The following is an 18,901-nucleotide window of genomic DNA, read 5'->3' as shown; positions in this document are numbered from 1 at the left end:
GTGTGGAGCCCTCGTGTTGCAGGATGCCCTCGAGATCATCGATACGCGTTGTGCCCTGCTCGTCGTCGACGTGCAAGGCGACTTCATGCCTGGCGGGGCGCTGGCCTGCGCCGATGGCGATGCCATCCTGCCGGGGTTGAGCCAGTTGCTCAACGAGCGACGTTTCGCGCACGTCGTGGCGACCCAAGACTGGCATCCCGCCCGACACATCTCCTTCGCCAGCGAACATGCGGGCTATCAACCCTTCGACACTCTCGATCTATACGGCGAGCCGCAGACCCTGTGGCCCGATCACTGCGTGCAGAACACGCCCGGCGCCCGGCTACATCCCGAGCTCGACTGGGCACCGGTGGATCTCATCGTGCGCAAGGGATGCGACCCCCGCGTCGATTCCTACAGCGCCTTTCGCAACAACCTGGGGCCCGATGGCACACGTCCCACCACGGGGTTGGCCGGCTGGCTACGCGAACGCGGCGTCGACAGCGTCTATCTCTGCGGCCTGGCGCGTGATGTATGCGTGCTGTGGAGCACCGAAGATGCCATCGCCGCGGGTTTCAAAACACGCTTTCTGTGGCCGCTGACGCGCCCGGTCACCCATGACACGGACGCCGCCACGCGGCAGCGTCTCACTCGGCTCGGCGTCGAGATCATCGGCGCTTGAGCCACCCATCGCACTTGAAGCGCAAGGAGAACGCCATGAGCGATCACGTCTATAAGCACATCGAGCTGACCGGCTCCTCCCCGGACGGTATCGAGCAAGCCGTGAACAATGCCCTGGAAAAGGCCCGCGAGACATTGCATGGCATGCGCTGGTTCGAGGTCACCGATACTCGCGGCCATCTCGAGGATGGACGTGTGGGCCACTGGCAGGTCACGCTCAAGGTCGGCCTAGCGCTCGATTGATACCAGCGGGCGCCATGACACGCCTCCGTGGCGCCCCTGTCATTGGGGGCGCCGCCTGGTTTATGCTACGCGCCAGTCACTGAGCGCGGATTCCCTCGCATGAAGATCATCATCCTCGGCGCCGGCCAAGTCGGCGGCACACTGGCCGAACACCTGGCCAGCGAAGAAAACGACATCACCGTCGTCGATGTCGACACCAAACGCCTTCGCGAACTGCATAACCGTCTGGACATCCGTACCGTGGTGGGCACTGCGTCCTATCCCATGGTGCTACGTCAGGCGGGCGGCGAGGATGCCGACATGCTGATCGCGGTGACCAACTCCGACGAAGTCAACATGGTCGCCTGTCAGGTCGCGCATACGCTGTTTCGCACGCCGACCAAGATCGCCCGCGTCCGCGCCACCGCCTATCTGACGCGCAAGGGGCTGTTTTCCCACGATGCGATTCCCGTCGATGTGCTGATCAGTCCCGAGCAGGTGGTCACCGACCATATCCGTCGCCTGATCGAATATCCCGGCGCCCTGCAGGTGCTCGACTTCGCCGGCAGCCTGGCCCAGCTGGTGGCGGTCAAGGCTTACTACGGCGGGCCCCTAGTGGGCCAAGAGCTGGGCTTCCTGCGCCGCCACATGCCCAACGTCGACACCCGCGTGGCGGCGATTTATCGCCGCAATCGCGCGCTCATCCCGCGTGGCGACACGGTCATCGAGGCCGATGACGAGGTATTCTTCATCGCCGCGCGCAAGGACATTCGCGCGGTGATGAGCGAGCTGCGCAAGGTCGATCGCGATTTCCGCCGGGTGATCATCGCCGGTGGCGGCAACATCGGCGAGCGCCTCGCCGAGACGCTTGAGCACAGCCACCAGGTCAAGATCATCGAGCATGAGCTCGAGCGTTGCACGGTGCTGTCCGAACGCCTCGATCGCACCGTGGTGCTGCACGGCAGCGCGACCAGCAAGCGCCTGCTGCTGGAAGAGAACATCGAAGATTGCGACATCTTCTGCGCGCTGACCAACGACGACGAGGTCAACATCATGTCGTCGATGCTGGCCAAGCGCCTGGGCGCCAAGAAGGTGCTGACCCTGATCAACAATGCCGCCTACGTGGACCTGGTCCAGGGCGGCGAGATCGATATCGCCATCTCGCCGCAACAGGCCACCATCGGCGGCCTGCTCACCCATGTGCGGCGCGGCGATATCGTCAACGTGCACTCGCTGCGGCGTGGCGCGGCGGAGGCCATCGAGGCCATCGCTCACGGGGATTCGCGCTCCTCCAAGGTCGTCGGGCGCACCATCGACGAGATCGACCTGCCGAGCGGCACCACCATCGGTGCCATCGTGCGCGGCAAGGAAGTCATCATCGCCCACGACGATGTCGTGGTGGAAAGCGGCGACCATGTGATTCTCTTCGTCATCGACAAGCGCCGCATCCGCGACGTCGAACGCCTTTTCCAGGTAGGGCTGACGTTCTTCTGATGAGTAATCGGTTACCTACGACTTCCGTTTCGGCAAGGCGACTACCATGAGCTTTCTGGTGATCCTGAGGATCGTCGGGCTATTGCTCATGCTGTTCAGCCTGACCATGGTGCCACCGGTGGTGATTTCGTTGATTTTCGACGACGCTACTTGGGATGCCTTTGTCATCGGGCTGGGTATCACCTTCGTCACCGGGGCGCTGCTGTACTGGCCCGCGCGCAATGCGCGTCGTGAACTGCGTACCCGCGATGGCTTTTTGATCACCGTAATGTTCTGGAGCGTCTTGGGGCTGTTCGGTTCGCTGCCGCTGATGCTCGCCGCGGACCCGTCACTGACATTCACCGACGCCGTGTTCGAATCGTTTTCCGGCCTCACCACCACCGGTGCCACCATTCTCACCGGCATCGACTTGCTGCCCGAGTCGATCCGCTTCTATCGCCAGCAACTTCAGTGGCTAGGCGGCATGGGGATCGTGGTACTGGCGGTGGCGATCCTGCCGACACTGGGCATCGGGGGCATGCAGCTCTACCGCACCGAGATTCCTGGCCCGCTCAAGGACTCCAAGCTGACGCCGCGTATCACCGAAACCGCCAAGGCCCTGTGGTACATCTATGCCGCCCTGACCCTGGCGTATTGGCTGGCGGGCATGAGCTGGTTCGACGCCATCGGGCATAGTTTCTCGACCGTCGCCATCGGTGGCTTTTCGACCCACGACGCCAGCATCGGCTATTTCGACAGCGCAACCATCGAGCTGATCTGCGTGTTTTTCATGATCGTCTCATCGTTGAGCTTCGGGCTGCACTTCGCGGTGTGGCGCGAGAAGCGCTTGCGCCATTATCTGGTCGACCCGGAGTTCCGTTTCTTCATCATCTTTCTGGCGCTACTGGTCACCATCACCATCGCTACGCTCATATTGAGCGGCACCTACGACTACGACGACTCTCTAGGGCTGCGCCATGGCCTGTTCGAGGTGGTGTCAGTGGCCACCACCACCGGTTTCGGTGTCGCCGACTTCACCGCTTGGCCGGGGGTTTTGCCGTTCATGCTGTTCATCGCCGCTTTCGTCGGCGCCTGCTCGGGCTCCGCCGGCGGGGGCATAAAGGTGATTCGCATCCTGTTGATCCTCAAGCAAGGCTTGCGCGAGATCCACCGCCTGATTCACCCCAATGCGGTGTTTTCGGTCAAGGTCGGCAAGATGCGTATTTCCGGCGGCGTGGCCGAAGCCGTGTGGGGCTTCTTCTCCGCTTATATGCTGCTTTTCGTGCTGATGTTGATGATCCTGCTCGCCACCGGGCTGGATCAGGTGACGGCTTGGTCGGCGGTGGGCTCGGCCCTCAATAACCTGGGGCCGGGGCTGGGTGGCGTGGCCGAGCATTACGGTGACATGCCCGATCTCGCCAAGTGGACCCTGGTGATGGCCATGATGTTCGGGCGCCTGGAAATTTTCACCATCCTGGTGCTGTTCACGCCCGCGTTCTGGCGACGCTGAACCAATATGGCACCATTCACTATAATTTTGAGAAATCCCTCTTATCCATGCTAGGTAAGCGGGATTTCACACTCTCTTCTCACTAAAGGTTAAGTCCAGCGAGGCCGATTCGCCGGGTATCGCGATGGCGGCAATGCTACCATGCGCGCTTCCCGGCCCACCGCGACGGGCCTTTATCCGTTATTCAGCCTCGAGAAAGCGTCATGTCCACCAGCCTCGCAAGCCCTATACGTGCGGTAGCCCGCCTAGGGCTCATCCCGCAAATCATCATCGGTATCGTGCTCGGCATCGTCGTGGCCACCGCCTGGCCCGACGCCGCCGCCTCGATATCGCTTCTGGGTGATGTGTTCATCTCCGCCTTGAAAGCGGTGGCACCGGTACTGGTCTTCCTGCTGGTCATGGCGGCCATTGCCAATCACCGGCGCGGCCAGCCCACGCATATTCGCGGCGTGCTGCTGCTGTACGTGGTCGGCACCCTGTGCGCCGCCTTGGTGGCCGTCGTCGCCAGTTTCGCGCTTCCCACCACGCTGATCATCGACGCGCCCCAGGCAAGCGGCGAACCGCCGGGCGGTATCGCCGAGATCCTGCGCAACCTGTTGCTCAACGTCGTGGACAATCCCATTCACGCGCTGATGAACGCCAATTTCGTGGGTATTCTGGCGTGGGCGATCGGGTTGGGCATGATGCTGCGCGGCTCCTCGGAGACGACCCTCGGGGTACTCAACGCCTTCTCCGATGCCGTCTCAAACATCGTGCGTTTGGTGATCCGCTTTGCGCCGCTGGGCATCTTCGGTCTGGTCGCTGGCACGCTCGCGGATACCGGCATGAATGCCCTACTCGACTACGCGCACCTGCTCGCCGTCATCGTCGGCTGCATGCTGTTCGTGGCGCTGGTCACTAACCCCTTGATCGTGTTCCTGGCCACCCGGCGCAACCCGTATCCACTGGTGTTCGCCTGCCTGCGTGGCAGTGCCATCACCGCATTCTTCACACGCAGTAGCGCCGCTAACATCCCCGTCAACATGGAGCTTTGCGAGCGCCTCGACCTGGACGCCGATACCTATTCGATCTCGATCCCGCTAGGCGCGACCATCAACATGGCTGGTGCCGCCATCACCATCTCGGTAATCACCCTGGCAGCCGCCCATACTCTAGGAATCGGCGTAGACTTCGCCTCGGCGCTATTGTTGTGCATCGTCGCCTCGCTCGCTGCCTGCGGCGTTTCCGGCGTCGCCGGTGGGTCCCTGCTGCTCATCCCGATGGCCGCCAGCCTCTTCGGCATCTCCAATGACGTGGCCATGCAGGTCGTCGCCATCGGCTTCGTCATCAGCGTCGTGCAGGACGCCACGGAAACCGCGCTGAACTCGTCCACCGACGTGTTGTTTACCGCCGCGGCATGCCGCGCCAAGCGCTGATTCGTACGTTCGACGCCCCGCTCGCCGCATCATCGAGCGGGGCCGGGTTTGGCCCGCCCCCTGCCATCGTGGATAATCGAGCTTTTCCGCCACCGAAGCGAAACGCCGCATGCCCGATACTCACGCCGGCCCTCGCCAGGTCATCGATCAGGGTGAGACCCGTTATACCCTTTTGGGTACCGCCCACGTCTCGCGCGCCAGCGCTGACGAGGTCCGCGAGCTGATCCGCTCCGGCGACTTCGACGCCGTCGCCATCGAGCTGTGCCCCACGCGCCACCAGAGCGTTACCCAGCCCGATGCCATGGCCAAGATGGATCTCTTCCAGGTCCTGCGTCAGGGCAAGGCGGGCATGGTCGCCGCCAGCCTCGCGCTGGGCGCCTTTCAGCAACGCGTCGCCGAGCAATCCGGCGTCACGCCGGGTGCCGAGATGCAGATGGCGATCAAGGAGACCCAGCGTGCGGACTTGCCGCTGTATCTCGTCGATCGCGAAATCGGCGTGACCCTCAAGCGCATCTATCACAGCGTGCCCTGGTGGCAACGCATGAGCCTGATTTCAGGGCTGCTGGGCAGCGTGGTCTCGCGCAAAAAAGTCTCCAGCGAGGAGATCGAGCGCCTCAAGGAAGGCGATGTGCTCGAATCAACCTTCGCCGAGTTCGCCGAACAATCGGAGTCTCTGTACACACCGCTGATCCGCGAGCGCGATCGTTACATGGCGCTGCGTCTACGCGAGGAAGTCGCCGGAAAAGCGCCACGGCATATCCTCGTGGTCGTCGGCGCCGGTCACATGAAGGGGCTGGGAGAACATCTCCAAGCGCTAGGGCAACAACCGCCCAGCGCCGAGGCCATCGACGAGGAGCGGCGCTCACTGGAAGTCACCCCGGCCCGCTCCAAGCTTTGGAAAGCCCTGCCGTGGGTCATCGTCGCGCTGGTATTGACCGGCTTCGCCATCGGCTTTTCGCGCGATACCGGCCTAGGCTGGTCGCTGGTCGGTGAATGGTTTCTGATCAACGGCGCGCTCTCGGCGCTGGGCACCGCCATTGCGCTGGCCCATCCACTGACTATCATCGCGACCTTCTTCGCCGCGCCCTTGACGTCGCTCAACCCGACCATCGGTGCCGGTTTCGTCGCCGCCGGCGTCGAACTGGCCCTGCGTCGCCCCACCGTGGGTGACTTCTCGCGCCTGCGCCGCGACGTCAGCTCACCGCGCGGCTGGTGGAAAAACCGCGTCGCCCGCACGCTGCTGGTCTTCCTGCTCGCCACGCTGGGTTCCGCCGCCGGCACCTGGATCGCCGGGCTGCGTATCGCCGGGCAATTGTTTGGGTAAGGGCCACCAAACGCCAGGCGCTACCGAAATTCCATGTAAAAGTGTAACGTGAGGGCTTATGAGTTCTCACGAATCCAACTTGGACATCCTGATCGTCGGCGCCGGCACCATGGGTCTGGCCATCGCCAATGCGCTTGCCGTGGAGGGACAGCACCGTATCGGCGTATTGGACAGATGTGCACCGCCTCATCGTGAAGGTGCGCATCATGGCCATACACGCCTAATCCGCGTGGCCTATGGTGAGGGCGACCAATACGTGCGCTTGGCACGCCGCGCTCACACCCTCTGGCAAACCCTGGACCAGCATGTCGACGGCGGCGTTTTTCATCGTGTGGGGGTTGCCAATATCGGCGATCCGGAACAACCGTTTCTCCGCGAGGTAGCAAACAGCGCCCGCCTTCACGACCTACCACTGACATGCCTTTCAGCCGATGCCGCCACGCACCGTTTCCCAGGATGGCGGCTCGATACAAGCCAACGAGCTTACTTCGAACCCGACGCGGGCGTACTCTTGACCGAGCCGATCATCAACGCTTGGCGTCGCTCCCTAGAAACCAGCCGTAACGTCACGTGGCATGACGACGCCGACATCGTGCGGCTCGAACGAAATGCCAAAGGGTACACCGCCATCGCCCAAGATGGACGCCATTGGAGCGCCGAGCGTCTGATACTCAGTGCCGGGCGGGCCGTCACTGGGTTAGGCACAAAGCTCGGTATACAGCTGCCCTTGCAGCGCGTACGTAAAGTCTTCGCCTGGTTTGATGCGGATTCACGTTATACGCCGCTATGCTTTCCCGGTTTCAGCTTCACGGGCAGCATCGGCGACTACTACGGGTTTCCCGACCTCGATGATCAGGGCTTCAAGGTGGGGCGTCATGATGGCGGACAACCGGTGGATGCAGACGAGCCACTGGCCGAGTTCGGTACCTATCCCGAAGACCTCAACGACCTCCTCGCTCTGACCAGCCGTCATTTGCCTGGCGTCGGCGCACTACGCGAAGGTGCCGTATGCGAGTACATTCGAACACCTGACGAAGACTTTCTGATCGATGAAGCAATGCCCGGGCTCTTCGTGGCCTGCGGTTTCTCCGGCCACGGTTTCAAGTTCGCGCCAGCGATCGGCGAGGCACTCGGCCATTGGCTGACAACGGATAAACGTCCAGAAGAACTCGCGCCCTTCACGCTCGAACGTTTCCGGTAAACCGCGGGCTCAGCTCGCATGGAGCCAATGCCGCTGTCAGTGCTTGGGGAGCCATCCGTTATTTCCGATCCACCAAGATAAGGAGCGAAATGTGGCCTCGTTCGAGCACACCATCCGGTCGCGTTATAGCTGTCGTGATTTCAGCCCGCAAACGGTTCCTCGCGCACTCCTCGACAGACTGCTGGGGGCCGCCCAGGGGATCACCCATGCCGATGGCAAACGCAGCGTGCCTTCGGCGAGTTCTCTCTACTCTCTCAAGCTATTAGCGATAGCCGGGCGCATTCGCGACCTGGATGCGGCGGCTTACACCTTCGACCCCGAAAGCTGCAGGTTGGAAACGCACCTCGACCACGACATACGAGATGCACTCCAGCACGCGGCACTCGAGGAGCAACCTTGGATCGGCCAGGCGGCCGGCATTATCACGATCTGTGCCGACATGGGAGCCGCAACCCAAACATTCGCCGATCAACCACCCTATGGATCACGCGGCCAACGCTATGCTTGGATCGAGGCAGGCGCCGCAGCTCAGAACATTCAGTTGCAAGCAACTGCCGAGGAGCTGGGTAGCGTGCTCGTCGCCGGCTTCCGCGACGAGGCCACGGCAGAAGCGCTGGCCCTCGAAGCGCCTATAACGCCGCTAATCCATTTGTGCTTCGGTTGGCCGGCTGCTAAGCAGTAACGGGCCCCGACGGAATAAACGATGTCCGAGAGCCACTGACGGTTTCATATGTGCTGTTTGCGCTCTTCCTGCCGCAGTTTTTGCATGCCGATAGCGTGTCGTTCGCACCGGCCATCATGCTGGCGGGGCTGGCTTATATCTTGATCGAGTTCGTTTGCGCGCTGCTCTATGCCGGCGCGGGACATCTACTCGGGCGTGGCCGCATCAGTCTGAGCCGGCAACGCTGGCTGGATGGTATCAGCGGTTCGCTAATGGTTGGTCTGGCCGGGTGGTTGGCATTGGCAAAACGCCAAGCTTAAGCCGGAAGATAGAGGATTCGATGCAACAAGTCATTCTAGGCTATTACGGTTCACGCTAATCTATACCTCGAATCCGTTCTACAGAGGAAGCTATCGTGGACTCAAAGCTACGTATCTTCATACCGATCTACCCCGGCGTAACGCACCTGGATTTCACCGGGCCTCATCAATTCTTCTCGCGTGTGCCGCAAATCGACGTGGTGGTCGCATCCATTGGCGGAGAACCCGTCGACGCTCAAGGATTGACGTTTTCCAACCTGGACGACCTGACAGACATCGCGGCTTGCGACGTTCTCTGCGTTCCCGGTGGCCTGGGCTGCCTCGATGCGGCCAAGGACATCCGTTTTATCCACGCCATTCGACACTTGGCCGGCACCGCAAAGTTCGTGACCTCGGTATGCACCGGCTCATTGATTCTGGGAGCGGCGGGCCTGCTCCACGGAAGACGAGCCGCCTGTCACTGGGCGTGGCGCGACATGCTGCCATTGTTCGGTGCTATCCCGGACCCGGCACGTGTAGTGCGCGATGACGAGATCATCACAGGCGGCGGTGTCACCGCCGGAATCGATTTCGCGCTGACCGTCATCGCAGAGTTAACCGATGACGAGACCGCTCAGCGTGCTCAACTGATTCTCGAATATGCTCCCGCACCGCCGTTTGATGCCGGACGCCCCGAAACAGCCCCAGCCGCCATCCACGACCACGTCGTCGCCGACATGGCCGAGCTGCAGGCCTCACGTTACCGCCAGGCGCAATACCTGGCCGAGCGTTACGCCACACGTCGCTAGCCTTGATGATCCCTCCGACCATATATAACGCATTGCGTCATATGCTGTTACGCGTTATTTAATTCGTATCAATGATCAGTGGCGAATTTGTTTTCGGTTCGAGAGCGGCAACGCTCATGATGCCGAAATCATCGATTATCACTGAGGGAGGTAAAACCATGACTGAAGAACGGCTCCCCAACATTCATCCCGGTGAGATTCTGCTGGAGGATTTTATCGGCCCGTTGGGCTTGACCAAGAATGCCCTAGCGACGGCTATCGGTGTGCCTGCCACGCGTATCGGTGAAATCACGCGCGGGGCAAGATCGATCACGGCGGACACGGATCTGCGACTGTCGATCTACTTCGGCACCAGCCCGGGCTATTGGCTGAGATTGCAGAACGCCCATGACCTGGAGGAAGCCAGACGCCACGGCCATTTTGAGGGCATTCATCCTCGGGTGGCCTGAGCGAGTCGAGACAAAAAGCAGGCGTCGATAAGCGGTCTTTGCGTGGCCAGGCGCTCTCTGCTAACCAGAAGGAGCAGCACCCGTTCAAAACGCTTTCTCGTACACAGGAGGTGACAGATGGCGACTAACGTGGAAAAAGGCGATATCTATTTTTTCTATCGACCCAAGGTCAACGTAGAGAAAGTTCAGGGACTAGATGACGTGCAGCGCCTGTACATGGTCCTGGCGCCAGATGACGGCGATGCCGCTCGACTGTTTGTAGTGGGCAAGAAGCGCATGCCGAAAATCACCAAAGGCCAGCCGAAATCCACTGCACGCGAGTGGATGATGAACGATATGACAGGTAAGCCAAAGAAGATTGGCGAGGCGCTGGCGCCGCTCGAGTACGACACCAAGACCCGCGGTGAGCAAGAACAAGGCGAGGCAATTCCTGTTGGTGAGGGCCGTTATGCGATCTTCGAGCGCAACAACAGCACTCGCCTCGCCTACCGCCTTTCCAGTCCGGATAAACCCGGCAAGGCCCAGCAGGAACTCGAGATACTCGCCGAGGCGAGCTATATCATCTCGGTGCGCAATCCTTCCGTTGATGTGCCCGGCTTCCCCGACTCCAAACCAAACTATCCCAAGCGCTTGCAGGAGAAGTTCGCCGAAAAGCGCTGGATCGATATCGATGACAGCAAGCTTCTCGATTACGAGAGCGCCCAATTCCTGCTGATCGGTGCGCATGATTCGTTAGAGGAGGAAGATGTCACGATCAGCGGCAAAGCGAGCCTGTTCAAGACCTTGGGACTCAAGACGCGCGAGTGGCCAACGGCAGCGCTCGAGGCAGGCAAATTCACGCAGTCGCAAATGGAGCCCGAGACTCGCGAACCTGAGAGCGATCCCAGCAAGGGAGGCGAGCGAGGCGGCAAGGCGGCGCGCAATACGTCGTCGGCGGCTGGCGTCGCCCATGCGCTCAAGGGCGTGGATTTCCCGTGCAACAAGGCTGATCTGATCAAACAGGCCAAGGCCAACCATGCCGATGACGACGTCCTCAAGGTTCTCGACGAGTTTCCCCAACGGCAATACGAGACCATGGCCGACATTCAGAAGGCGGTTGGAGAGGTGCGCTGATGGCACAGTTCCGGTGTGAAATCTGTGGCGAGGAATTCGAACAGAAATCCCGCTACGAGCAGCACATGCAGACGTCCCACCCCAAGCAGGCGGTGTCTGCCGCCGATATCGAGAAGGCGCTGAAAGGGGTCGACTTCCCCAAGACACGTGACAAGCTAATCGACGCCGTGGATGAGGATGCGCAGCAAGTACGCGAGATCCTTGGGCGATTGCCTGACAAGGAGTATCGAGATGCCGCCGAGGTCGCACGTGCCTTCGGCGAATTGCGGACTCACGAAAAAGCGCCCAGCAACCAACCGAGCAAGACCGGTGGCCAACATGCCATGCAGACCTCCTCGTCGGAGCCCTCGGCCGCACGCTTCGCCAGCCTGTTTTCCGGCATCGACTTTCCCGTCGACGGCGACGAGCTCAAGCGCTACGCCAGCCCAAATGCCAGCGAGCAGGAAAAACAGATACTGGAGAAGTTCGGCGGGCATACCTACCACAGCATGGCCGACGTCACCCGGGAGCTGGAAAGGGTGAGCTGAGCCAGCGTCCACATTAACCGCCTTCCTCCAATACCTCGGCGATCAAGGCGACGAAGTCATCGAAGGCCGGGTGCATCGGGCTGGGGGAACGATGCACCTCGAGCACGGCCGGTGGTAATGGCGGCAAGCCTTCAGCGGCCCCCATCACTTTCCATCTCTCGGGTAGCAGGCGTCGCTCCCCAACCGTCAAGGTTTGACCCTGCCCCACGATGACTTTCAACCCGCTGGGGCTCTGACTGGTGGAGACGAGCTGCCAGTCGCGACCGATGTCGGCGAGCGCGGCCAACGCCCGTCGCCGGTAGACGCACTGCTCCGGAAACAGCGCCAGTGGAATCGGTCGCTCGGCGTCGAGTTCGAAACGTCGATGCGCCGCCCAGACCACCTCCTCCGTGGTCACGGGGCGTCCACCGCTACTCGGTTCATGCTGCACTGCCAGCACGATATCCAACGACCCTTTCTCAAGCTGCTCCAGCAATTCCGTCGACATGCGGCAGTGGATATGCACGTGCACGTCGGGATGCTGAGTGCCGAAACGTTCGAGTAGTGCCGGCAGCCAAGTATCGGCGTAATCCTCCGGGAGCCCGAAGCGCAGCGTCACCGGCTGCGAACGCCCCAGCGCCGCGATCGCCTCGCGTTGCATCTGCAACAGGCGCCGCGCATAGACGAGAAAGGTCTCACCATCGCCGGTCAACTTGAGCCGGCGGCTGCCACGCTCGATCAGCAACGTATCGAGGCGCGATTCAAGGGTGCTGATACGCAGACTAATGGTCGATTGGGTCTTGTGCAGATAGCGCGCCGCAGCGGTGAATCCACCGCTATCGGCCACGGTGACGAAGGCCAGCAGCAGGTCGCTGTCCAACGCGGTCAGCGCCGCGCTATCGGCATTTCCGATGGCTGACATTGAAATGACTCGTTTTACTGATGGGAGGGTTCTGTCCAGCATAGAGGACATCGACGGGCCGCCCAACCTTCACGGCGGCAACGTCCTGTCACCTGACACCTTGCTGATCGAGAGGACACTTCCCATGCCGACGACCGCTGCCGCGACTGACCCCGACATCGACGCCAAGCCGACCCAGCGCCGGCTCGCCGATGCCGAGCGCACCGACCTGAGCGAACTGGTCGACACCGACCGCTATCCGCTGCATGACGTCGACGACCCGCGCCTTCAGGCCGAGATCGCCCGGGTACGCGAGGACCTGGACCGCGAGGGCTGCGCCGTGCTGCGTGGCTTCCTGCGCTCCGAGGCATTGGAGCAGGCTCGCCAGGAAGGGCGTGAATTATCGGCCAAGAGCTATTATGCCAGCCGCCGCGTCAACGCTTGGTTCACCAGCGACGACGAAAGCCTTCCGGAGAATGACCCCCGGCGGCATTTCATGGAGCGCACCAGCGGCTTCGTGACACGTGACATGATTCCGGCGGATACGGTGATCCAGCAGCTTTACGTCTCACCGGCGATGAAGCACCTGGTCGCCGCATGCCTGGATGAGGAAGAAGTGTTTGAGTACGCCGACCCGTTCGCCGGCCTGGTGCAGAACGTCCTCCCCCCGGGCACCGAACAGCCCTGGCACTACGATACCAACGAATACATCGTCACGATGATGACCGACATACCGGACAGCGGCGGCGAGTTCCAGTACTGCCCCAACATCCGTACGCCAGCGGGCGAGAACTACGACGGCGTCGGCGCGGTGATACGCGGCGAGGACACGACCACACCCCGCACGCTGCTGCTTCGCCCCGGCGACCTGCAGCTCTTCAAGGGCCGTTACTCGCTGCACAGGGTGACGCGTGTCAGCGGTCAGCGCGATCGTCACACCGCGATCTTCGCCTACTCGCAACAGCCGGGCGTGGTGGGGCGCCTTGAGCGCACGCGCCAGCTCTACGGCCGGGTCTCGGAAGCGCATATCGAGGCGGAGAAACGCCGTGAAGTTCGCGCCGACGGCCTGCTCGACTGATCGAAACGCCCTGACTCAACTTCCATGACTGGACCAACGACCATGACCCGCTTGTCATCCACACTGCCTTCCTTGCTGGAAGGCACCGATATCCTGGCGCCGACGCACGACCCCGCCGAGTGCGAACCGACGCAGCCAGAAATCCAGCAGATTCTTCTGGATCGATTGGCACGTACCCGGGCAGAGTTGAAGAAACGCGATATCGTCGCCGCCGTGCTGTTCGACCCGACCCATGTGCGCTACGCGACCGGCGCCCGCAACATGCAGGTCTACTCGGCGCGCAACCCGGCGCGTTACGCCTTCGTGCCGGCCGAGGGCCCGGTGGTGATGTTCGAATTCTCCGGCTGCAGTCACTTGACCGAAGGGCTGCCCGGCATCGACGAAACACGCCCGGCGACGGCGATCTCCTATTACTTCTGTGAAGATAATCTGCAGCAAACCACCCAAGCCTGGGCGGACGAGATCGACGAACTGGTACGCCAATGCGGCGGCCAAAAAGGCGACAAGGTGGCCATCGAAAGCGCCACCTCGCACGCAGCCTTCGCGCTGGTCGAACACGGCTGGCAAATCTGCGATGCCCAGATTCCGCTGGAACGGGCACGCGCAATCAAGGTGCCCAACGAAATAAAGATGGTGCGCAGCTCACTGCGCGCGGTAGAGAATGGCGTACGCAAGCTGGAAGCGGCGATTCGTCCCGGCGCCACGGAGAACGAAGTCTGGTCACAGCTGCACCAGCACATCATCGCCACCGACGCCGACTATGTTGAAACCCGGCTGATGAACTCCGGGCCGCGCACCAACCCCTGGTTCCAGGAATGCTCCAACCGCGTCATCCAGGACGGCGAGTTGGTGGCACTGGATACCGACGTGGTCGGCCGGTATGGCTACTACGCCGATTTCTCGCGAACCTTCCTGTGCGGCGATGGCAAGGCGACGCCTACCCAGCGCGAGCTCTATCGCATGGCCTTCGACCAGGTGCGCCATAACATGGCCCTGATCGCACCGGGCATGTCATTCAAGGAGTACGCCGAGAAGGCCTGGCAGATTCCCCAGCCCTACAAGGCGCGTCGCTATTTTGCGCTGGCCCACGGCGTCGGCATGACCGGCGAATATCCGTATATCGTTCACCGCGAGGACATCGACGACAAAGGCTACGACGGCATCATGCAGCCGGGTATGACGCTCTGCGTAGAGAGCTACATCGGCCACGAAGACGGTGGCGAAGGCGTCAAGCTCGAGGAGCAGCTTTACATTCGCGACGACGGTCAGGTCGAATTGCTTTCCGACTATCATCTCGATGAGCGATTGCTGGCCGAGTGACACGTCAGCCGACGCCATCTGACAACTGTTGCGTCCATCCGCCACCCGAGGAGCCCCATGAGCCAGACGCTGATTCCGCATATCGACCTGACGCCGCTACTCGCCGACGACCCAGCGCGCGACGAGACGCGCCAAGCCATCGTCGATGCCGCGTGCGGCTCCGGCTTCATGACCGTGGGCATCGCGCCGGGACAACTGGATCTGCCCGACGATATCCATGCGCGGCTGCTGCGCTTTTTCGAGCTCGACACGGCCGCCAAACGACGCCTGGCGCGGCACAAGTTCGAACCGGCCAACCGCAATGTCTATCGCGGCTATTTTCCGCCCCAGAATCAGGACCCGACCTGGAAGGAAGGCATCGACCTCGGCCCGGACGTTGCTCACCCCGAGCGAGCGGATACCCAGAGCGGCGACCCGCTGCGCGAACCCACGCCACAGCCGGCGGAATCCGAACTATCGGGTTGGTCGGCGGACGTCGCCACCTACTATGAAGCCATGGAATCGCTCGGCGGCGTGATCGCCGGGGCGCTGGCCGAGGGGCTGGGTATGTCGCGCGAGACACTCACGCGGCCCTTCGCCCGCGGCAACTCGACGCTGCGCCTGATCCATTATCCCGAGCGTCCAGCCGAGACGCTGGCCGCGATGCCGGCCGTCGACGGCAGCGGCAATGCGCGGCGCTGGCTGGTCGGCGTGCCGCATTGCGACAACGGCTTCATCACGCTGCTTTGGCAGGACCAGGTCGGCGGCCTGCAAGTGTGCACGCCAAGCGGCGACTGGGAAGAAGTACCGCCCCGTGAGCATGCCCTAGTGGTCAACTTCGGCCGCCTGCTGTCGGACTGGTCCGGCGGGCGGATCCAGGCCACGGAACACCGCATCGTCGGCGGCACCCGCTCGCGGCACTCGATCCCGTTCTTCTTCGAACCCGCAGTGGATGCCCATATCGAGGCGCCCGACACGGCCGGCGACGGCGGCTATGTCTACGGCGACCGGCTATGGCAGCGCATGCAGGCCTTCGTCGAATTTCAGGGTCTGGAACGCGCGCCCGCCGCTGACACCTGAACTGGCCTTGCCCGCTCCCCGGATGGCTCTGGGTAAGCACCCGCAGCTATCGATAGGCGCGATGCGCCGAATAGATATAATATGGAATTTTCGATTTACACAAAAAACCGAGGGATAACGTTATGAAAAAGGTTTTGTACCCCCTGGCAGCCGCGGCAATCTTCACGGCCGCCACGACCGCACAAGCCGAGGACAAGACGCTGGTAATCGGTACTAACAACTGGGCCGAGAACGTCGCGGTCGCCAACATGTGGAAGCTCATCCTCGAGAACCGGTATGACTACGATGTCGAACTCTCCGATGTCAGCAAGAACGCCCTCTATAGCGGCCTTGCCAACAGCGACTTCGACATCTCGCTCGAAATCTGGCTCCCCAACACCGATGCGCGCTATCTCGAGCCGTACAAGGACCAGCTCGAAATCAACGGCGCCTGGTACGAAGGCACCGGACTAGGCTTGGTGGTGCCGAGCTATGCCGACATCGACACCATTCCAGAACTCAAGGCGCAAGCCGAGGACTACGGATACCAGGGCAGCCCCAGCATTCTGGGCATCGACTCCGGCTCGGCGATCGCCGGTCTGACCGACGAGGCCATCGACGAGTACGAACTTCCCCTCAAGCAAGTCAACAGCTCCGGGCCGGCGATGATGGCCGCGCTGGATGCGGCCTACCAGCAGGAAGAGCCGATCGTCGTGACGCTGTGGAGCCCGCACTGGGCCTTTGCCGAGTACGACCTCAAGTACCTCGAGGACCCCAAGAACGTCTACGGCGACAACGAAACCATCTACTGGTTCTCGCGCCCGGGCTTCACCGAGGACGATCCCTGGCTCACCGAGGTGCTCAACGCCTGGCACATGGACGATGACAGCCTGGGCGGCCTGATGGCCGAGATCGAAGAGGCCGGCGACCCGGTGGAAGGGGCCGAGACCTGGATCGAAGACAACCAGGACCTCGTCGACAAGTGGCTCACCGCCGGCGAATGATCTGCTAGTCACAGCGTGATCCACACGAGGCCTGGTCCACACAGGGCCTCGCCCGCAACGACAAGCGCCCCGGCATGCGATATGCCGGGGCGCTTTTACATGCAGGCATCGAACGTCGGTTACGAGGCGACGATCCCCTGACGCTTGGCCATCGCTTGCGCGGCGCGCGGCCCTAGCCACAGCGTGGGCAGCAGCACCAGCGACACGGGGAACGCAGTAATCACGATGAATTGCTGCAATACGCTGATCTGCCCCTCGCCCATGTACAGCAGAATCGCCGCCATCAACGCCATCGCCACGCCCCAGAACGCGCGCAGCGCCGGCTGGGGGTCATCATGGCCGGCGTTGACCACGGAAACCGCATAACTCATGGAGTCGCCGGTAGTCGCCACGAAGATCGTGGTCAGCATCAGAATCGCCAGTGCCATTAGGCTGCCGCCCGGCAGCGCTTGGGCCACCGCCAGCGTGGCAACATCGAACTGGAAGTTTTTGAGCGCTTCGCTCAGATCGATGGCACCGCTCATCTGGTAGAAAATCCCCGAGCCGCCCAACAGCGTGAACCACACCGAGGTGGCCACGGGGGCGAGCACGGCCACGGCGACGACCAGCTGACGAATGGTACGCCCCCGCGAGATACGCGCTATGAAGATCGCCATCAGTGGCGCGTAGCCGATGAACCAGGCAAAGAAGAACACCGTCCACCACTTCATCCACCAATCCGGCGCGGTCTGCGAGGTCATGGTGGCCATCTCAAAGAACGACCCCAGATAGGTGCCGAAGCCCTGAAACCAGCTATCGAACAGGAACTGCGTCGGCCCGAAGAGCAGGATCGCGGCGCCGATACCCAATGCCAGCATGACATTGCAGCGGCTCAAAAACTGGATGCCACGATCGATGCCGGTGATCGCCGAACTTACGTAGACCCCACCCAGCACGACGAGGATCATCAACTGGGTGCCATAGCCCTCAGCCACGCCGAACAGCGCATGCAGGCCGAAGTTCATCTGCGTCGCCAAAAAGCCGATGGGACCCACCGTGCCGGCGACCACGGCGATGACGCAGACGGCATCCACCACGCCACCTAAGACGCCGCGCATACGCGCCTCACCCAATAACGGTGCCAACAGCGTGCGCGGCTGTAGCGGCAAACCGCGATCATAGTGATGATGCGACAACACGATAGCCGCCAACGTGCCTAATACCGCCCAGGCATGAAACCCCCAGTGCATGAAGGACTGTGCCAGCGCATTGGGCACCGCTGCCGCTGTCCCCGGTTCACTGGAAAATGCCGGCGGCGTGACCACGAAATGGTAGATAGGTTCGCCAGCGGCAAAGAATACACCGCCTCCGCCCAGCAGCGTGCACAGGATGATCGACACCCACTTGAAGGTGCCCATGTCCGGGCGTTGCCGATTGCCGATGCGCGCGCGGCCCGCAGGCGATACCGCCACGCCCACGGCGATAAAGAAGGTCAGCAACAGCAGCAGTTGGAAATAGGCCCCCAGATTCTTCGCCGTCCAGGCGAAGCCCACGCCGATCGCCGCGGTCATCGCGTTGGCGTCGATCAACGAAAACACCACAAACAGGATGATGAAGCCGATCGTCAGCCCCATCACCGTCGGGTCGCCAAAATGCGTGCCCGAGCGCGTGGCGCTCGCATCGTGTTGAGTCATCAATGTCCAGTTCCGATAGTCGCGTGAGGCGCGCACACTACCGACCTTCGTCGAACACGGCAAATCGAAATTTCAACATCGGGCGCGTCTGGCGCCGCAAAAGAAGACAAAGTCGCCGATCATGTATCATTCACATCGTTCTCGCCGCCCACTCAGGTGATCAACGAATGGCCGGGGCCAGCGAGTGCCCCTCGCGCCCAACGAAAAGCGCCCCGGCATGCGATATGCCGGGGCGCTTTACACGC

At 61.9% G+C, this 18,901-nt stretch carries 19 protein-coding genes; 17 read left to right on the top strand and 2 right to left on the bottom strand.

All coding sequences use genetic code 11. The annotated features are described in order from the left end of the window. The first annotated feature begins 13 nt into the window (after positions 1-13). The 13 genes from pncA to LUN51_RS00850 all read left to right on the top strand — a co-directional run bounded on the left by pncA (position 14) and on the right by LUN51_RS00850 (position 11,663). A complete protein-coding gene (gene pncA, locus LUN51_RS00910; RefSeq protein ID WP_277809740.1) occupies positions 14-661 on the top strand; it encodes a bifunctional nicotinamidase/pyrazinamidase in 648 nt (215 codons plus the stop codon). 35 nt (positions 662-696) lie between these two features. Beyond that, entirely contained in the window at positions 697-903 is a 207-nt protein-coding gene (locus LUN51_RS00905) for a dodecin (RefSeq protein WP_277809739.1), read from the top strand. Between the two features lie 99 nt (positions 904-1,002). Continuing rightward, on the top strand, positions 1,003-2,376 hold the full coding sequence (trkA, locus tag LUN51_RS00900; protein ID WP_035413403.1) for a Trk system potassium transporter TrkA: 1,374 nt from the start codon (positions 1,003-1,005) through the stop codon (positions 2,374-2,376). 46 nt (positions 2,377-2,422) lie between these two features. After that, the gene (locus tag LUN51_RS00895) at positions 2,423-3,865 is read left to right on the top strand and encodes a TrkH family potassium uptake protein (RefSeq protein ID WP_277809738.1); all 1,443 of its coding nucleotides are present in this window, start codon (positions 2,423-2,425) and stop codon (positions 3,863-3,865) included. Positions 3,866-4,068: 203 nt separating this feature from the next. After that, positions 4,069-5,280: a serine/threonine transporter SstT gene (gene sstT / locus LUN51_RS00890; protein ID WP_277809737.1), complete on the top strand. Its 1,212-nt coding sequence runs from the start codon at positions 4,069-4,071 to the stop codon at positions 5,278-5,280. Between the two features lie 109 nt (positions 5,281-5,389). Continuing rightward, positions 5,390-6,604 (top strand): TraB/GumN family protein, encoded by a 1,215-nt coding sequence (locus LUN51_RS00885; RefSeq protein WP_277809736.1) that lies wholly within the window; start codon positions 5,390-5,392, stop codon positions 6,602-6,604. A gap of 58 nt (positions 6,605-6,662) precedes the next feature. Then, a complete protein-coding gene (gene solA / locus LUN51_RS00880; RefSeq protein WP_277809735.1) occupies positions 6,663-7,805 on the top strand; it encodes an N-methyl-L-tryptophan oxidase in 1,143 nt (380 codons plus the stop codon). Positions 7,806-7,896: 91 nt separating this feature from the next. Next, the gene (locus LUN51_RS00875) at positions 7,897-8,487 is read left to right on the top strand and encodes a SagB/ThcOx family dehydrogenase (RefSeq protein WP_277809734.1); all 591 of its coding nucleotides are present in this window, start codon (positions 7,897-7,899) and stop codon (positions 8,485-8,487) included. A gap of 50 nt (positions 8,488-8,537) precedes the next feature. Beyond that, on the top strand, positions 8,538-8,786 hold the full coding sequence (locus LUN51_RS00870; RefSeq protein WP_277809733.1) for a hypothetical protein: 249 nt from the start codon (positions 8,538-8,540) through the stop codon (positions 8,784-8,786). Between the two features lie 95 nt (positions 8,787-8,881). After that, positions 8,882-9,574 (top strand): DJ-1/PfpI family protein, encoded by a 693-nt coding sequence (locus LUN51_RS00865; protein ID WP_277809732.1) that lies wholly within the window; start codon positions 8,882-8,884, stop codon positions 9,572-9,574. A gap of 158 nt (positions 9,575-9,732) precedes the next feature. Beyond that, a complete protein-coding gene (locus tag LUN51_RS00860; protein WP_110061146.1) occupies positions 9,733-10,023 on the top strand; it encodes a HigA family addiction module antitoxin in 291 nt (96 codons plus the stop codon). Positions 10,024-10,140: 117 nt separating this feature from the next. Beyond that, the gene (locus tag LUN51_RS00855; protein ID WP_277809731.1) at positions 10,141-11,136 is read left to right on the top strand and encodes a DUF2795 domain-containing protein; all 996 of its coding nucleotides are present in this window, start codon (positions 10,141-10,143) and stop codon (positions 11,134-11,136) included. Beyond that, positions 11,136-11,663 carry a DUF2795 domain-containing protein gene (locus LUN51_RS00850; protein ID WP_277809730.1) on the top strand — a complete coding sequence of 176 codons (528 nt, stop codon included), beginning with the start codon at positions 11,136-11,138 and terminating at the stop codon, positions 11,661-11,663. The genes LUN51_RS00855 and LUN51_RS00850 overlap by 1 nt, the downstream gene beginning before the upstream one ends. Positions 11,664-11,676: 13 nt before the next feature. Here LUN51_RS00850 and LUN51_RS00845 read toward each other — a convergent pair whose 3' ends face one another. Next, positions 11,677-12,564: a LysR substrate-binding domain-containing protein gene (locus tag LUN51_RS00845; RefSeq protein WP_277809729.1), complete on the bottom strand. Its 888-nt coding sequence runs from the start codon at positions 12,562-12,564 to the stop codon at positions 11,677-11,679. 124 nt (positions 12,565-12,688) lie between these two features. On the opposite strand from LUN51_RS00845, the gene LUN51_RS00840 reads away from it, so the two are divergent. From LUN51_RS00840 to LUN51_RS00825, 4 genes are all read left to right on the top strand, one after another. Further along, entirely contained in the window at positions 12,689-13,621 is a 933-nt protein-coding gene (locus LUN51_RS00840; protein WP_277809728.1) for a HalD/BesD family halogenase, read from the top strand. A gap of 42 nt (positions 13,622-13,663) precedes the next feature. Then, positions 13,664-14,941, top strand: coding sequence for a M24 family metallopeptidase (locus LUN51_RS00835; protein WP_277809727.1), 1,278 nt, complete (start codon positions 13,664-13,666; stop codon positions 14,939-14,941). Positions 14,942-14,998: 57 nt separating this feature from the next. Further along, complete coding sequence (locus LUN51_RS00830; protein ID WP_277809726.1) at positions 14,999-16,000, top strand: 2OG-Fe(II) oxygenase family protein; 1,002 nt, start codon at positions 14,999-15,001, stop codon at positions 15,998-16,000. Between the two features lie 122 nt (positions 16,001-16,122). After that, positions 16,123-16,983 carry a glycine betaine ABC transporter substrate-binding protein gene (locus LUN51_RS00825; RefSeq protein ID WP_277809725.1) on the top strand — a complete coding sequence of 287 codons (861 nt, stop codon included), beginning with the start codon at positions 16,123-16,125 and terminating at the stop codon, positions 16,981-16,983. A 119-nt stretch (positions 16,984-17,102) separates the two neighbouring features. On the opposite strand, the gene LUN51_RS00820 is transcribed toward LUN51_RS00825, so the two are convergent. Beyond that, a complete protein-coding gene (locus LUN51_RS00820) occupies positions 17,103-18,656 on the bottom strand; it encodes a BCCT family transporter (protein WP_277809724.1) in 1,554 nt (517 codons plus the stop codon). Positions 18,657-18,901: the final 245 nt, after the last annotated feature.

This window comes from Chromohalobacter canadensis, assembly GCF_029544075.1.
In the GTDB taxonomy this organism is placed as follows: domain Bacteria; phylum Pseudomonadota; class Gammaproteobacteria; order Pseudomonadales; family Halomonadaceae; genus Chromohalobacter; species Chromohalobacter canadensis_A.
Note: the sequence above shows the minus strand (reverse complement) of the source record. Positions and strands in the feature narration are given on the sequence as shown.

Excerpts from the sequence above, each read along its gene's own strand:
- LUN51_RS00905 (WP_277809739.1), top strand. The coding sequence starts at position 697 with ATGAGCGATCACGTCTATAAGCACATCGAGCTGACCGGCTCCTCCCCG.
- trkA (WP_035413403.1), top strand. The coding sequence starts at position 1,003 with ATGAAGATCATCATCCTCGGCGCCGGCCAAGTCGGCGGCACACTGGCC.
- LUN51_RS00895 (WP_277809738.1), top strand. The coding sequence starts at position 2,423 with ATGAGCTTTCTGGTGATCCTGAGGATCGTCGGGCTATTGCTCATGCTG.
- sstT (WP_277809737.1), top strand. The coding sequence starts at position 4,069 with ATGTCCACCAGCCTCGCAAGCCCTATACGTGCGGTAGCCCGCCTAGGG.
- LUN51_RS00885 (WP_277809736.1), top strand. The coding sequence starts at position 5,390 with ATGCCCGATACTCACGCCGGCCCTCGCCAGGTCATCGATCAGGGTGAG.
- solA (WP_277809735.1), top strand. The coding sequence starts at position 6,663 with ATGAGTTCTCACGAATCCAACTTGGACATCCTGATCGTCGGCGCCGGC.
- LUN51_RS00860 (WP_110061146.1), top strand. The coding sequence starts at position 9,733 with ATGACTGAAGAACGGCTCCCCAACATTCATCCCGGTGAGATTCTGCTG.
- LUN51_RS00855 (WP_277809731.1), top strand. The coding sequence starts at position 10,141 with ATGGCGACTAACGTGGAAAAAGGCGATATCTATTTTTTCTATCGACCC.
- LUN51_RS00850 (WP_277809730.1), top strand. The coding sequence starts at position 11,136 with ATGGCACAGTTCCGGTGTGAAATCTGTGGCGAGGAATTCGAACAGAAA.
- LUN51_RS00845 (WP_277809729.1), bottom strand. The coding sequence starts at position 12,564 with ATGTCAGCCATCGGAAATGCCGATAGCGCGGCGCTGACCGCGTTGGAC.
- LUN51_RS00840 (WP_277809728.1), top strand. The coding sequence starts at position 12,689 with ATGCCGACGACCGCTGCCGCGACTGACCCCGACATCGACGCCAAGCCG.
- LUN51_RS00835 (WP_277809727.1), top strand. The coding sequence starts at position 13,664 with ATGACCCGCTTGTCATCCACACTGCCTTCCTTGCTGGAAGGCACCGAT.
- LUN51_RS00830 (WP_277809726.1), top strand. The coding sequence starts at position 14,999 with ATGAGCCAGACGCTGATTCCGCATATCGACCTGACGCCGCTACTCGCC.
- LUN51_RS00825 (WP_277809725.1), top strand. The coding sequence starts at position 16,123 with ATGAAAAAGGTTTTGTACCCCCTGGCAGCCGCGGCAATCTTCACGGCC.
- LUN51_RS00820 (WP_277809724.1), bottom strand. The coding sequence starts at position 18,656 with ATGACTCAACACGATGCGAGCGCCACGCGCTCGGGCACGCATTTTGGC.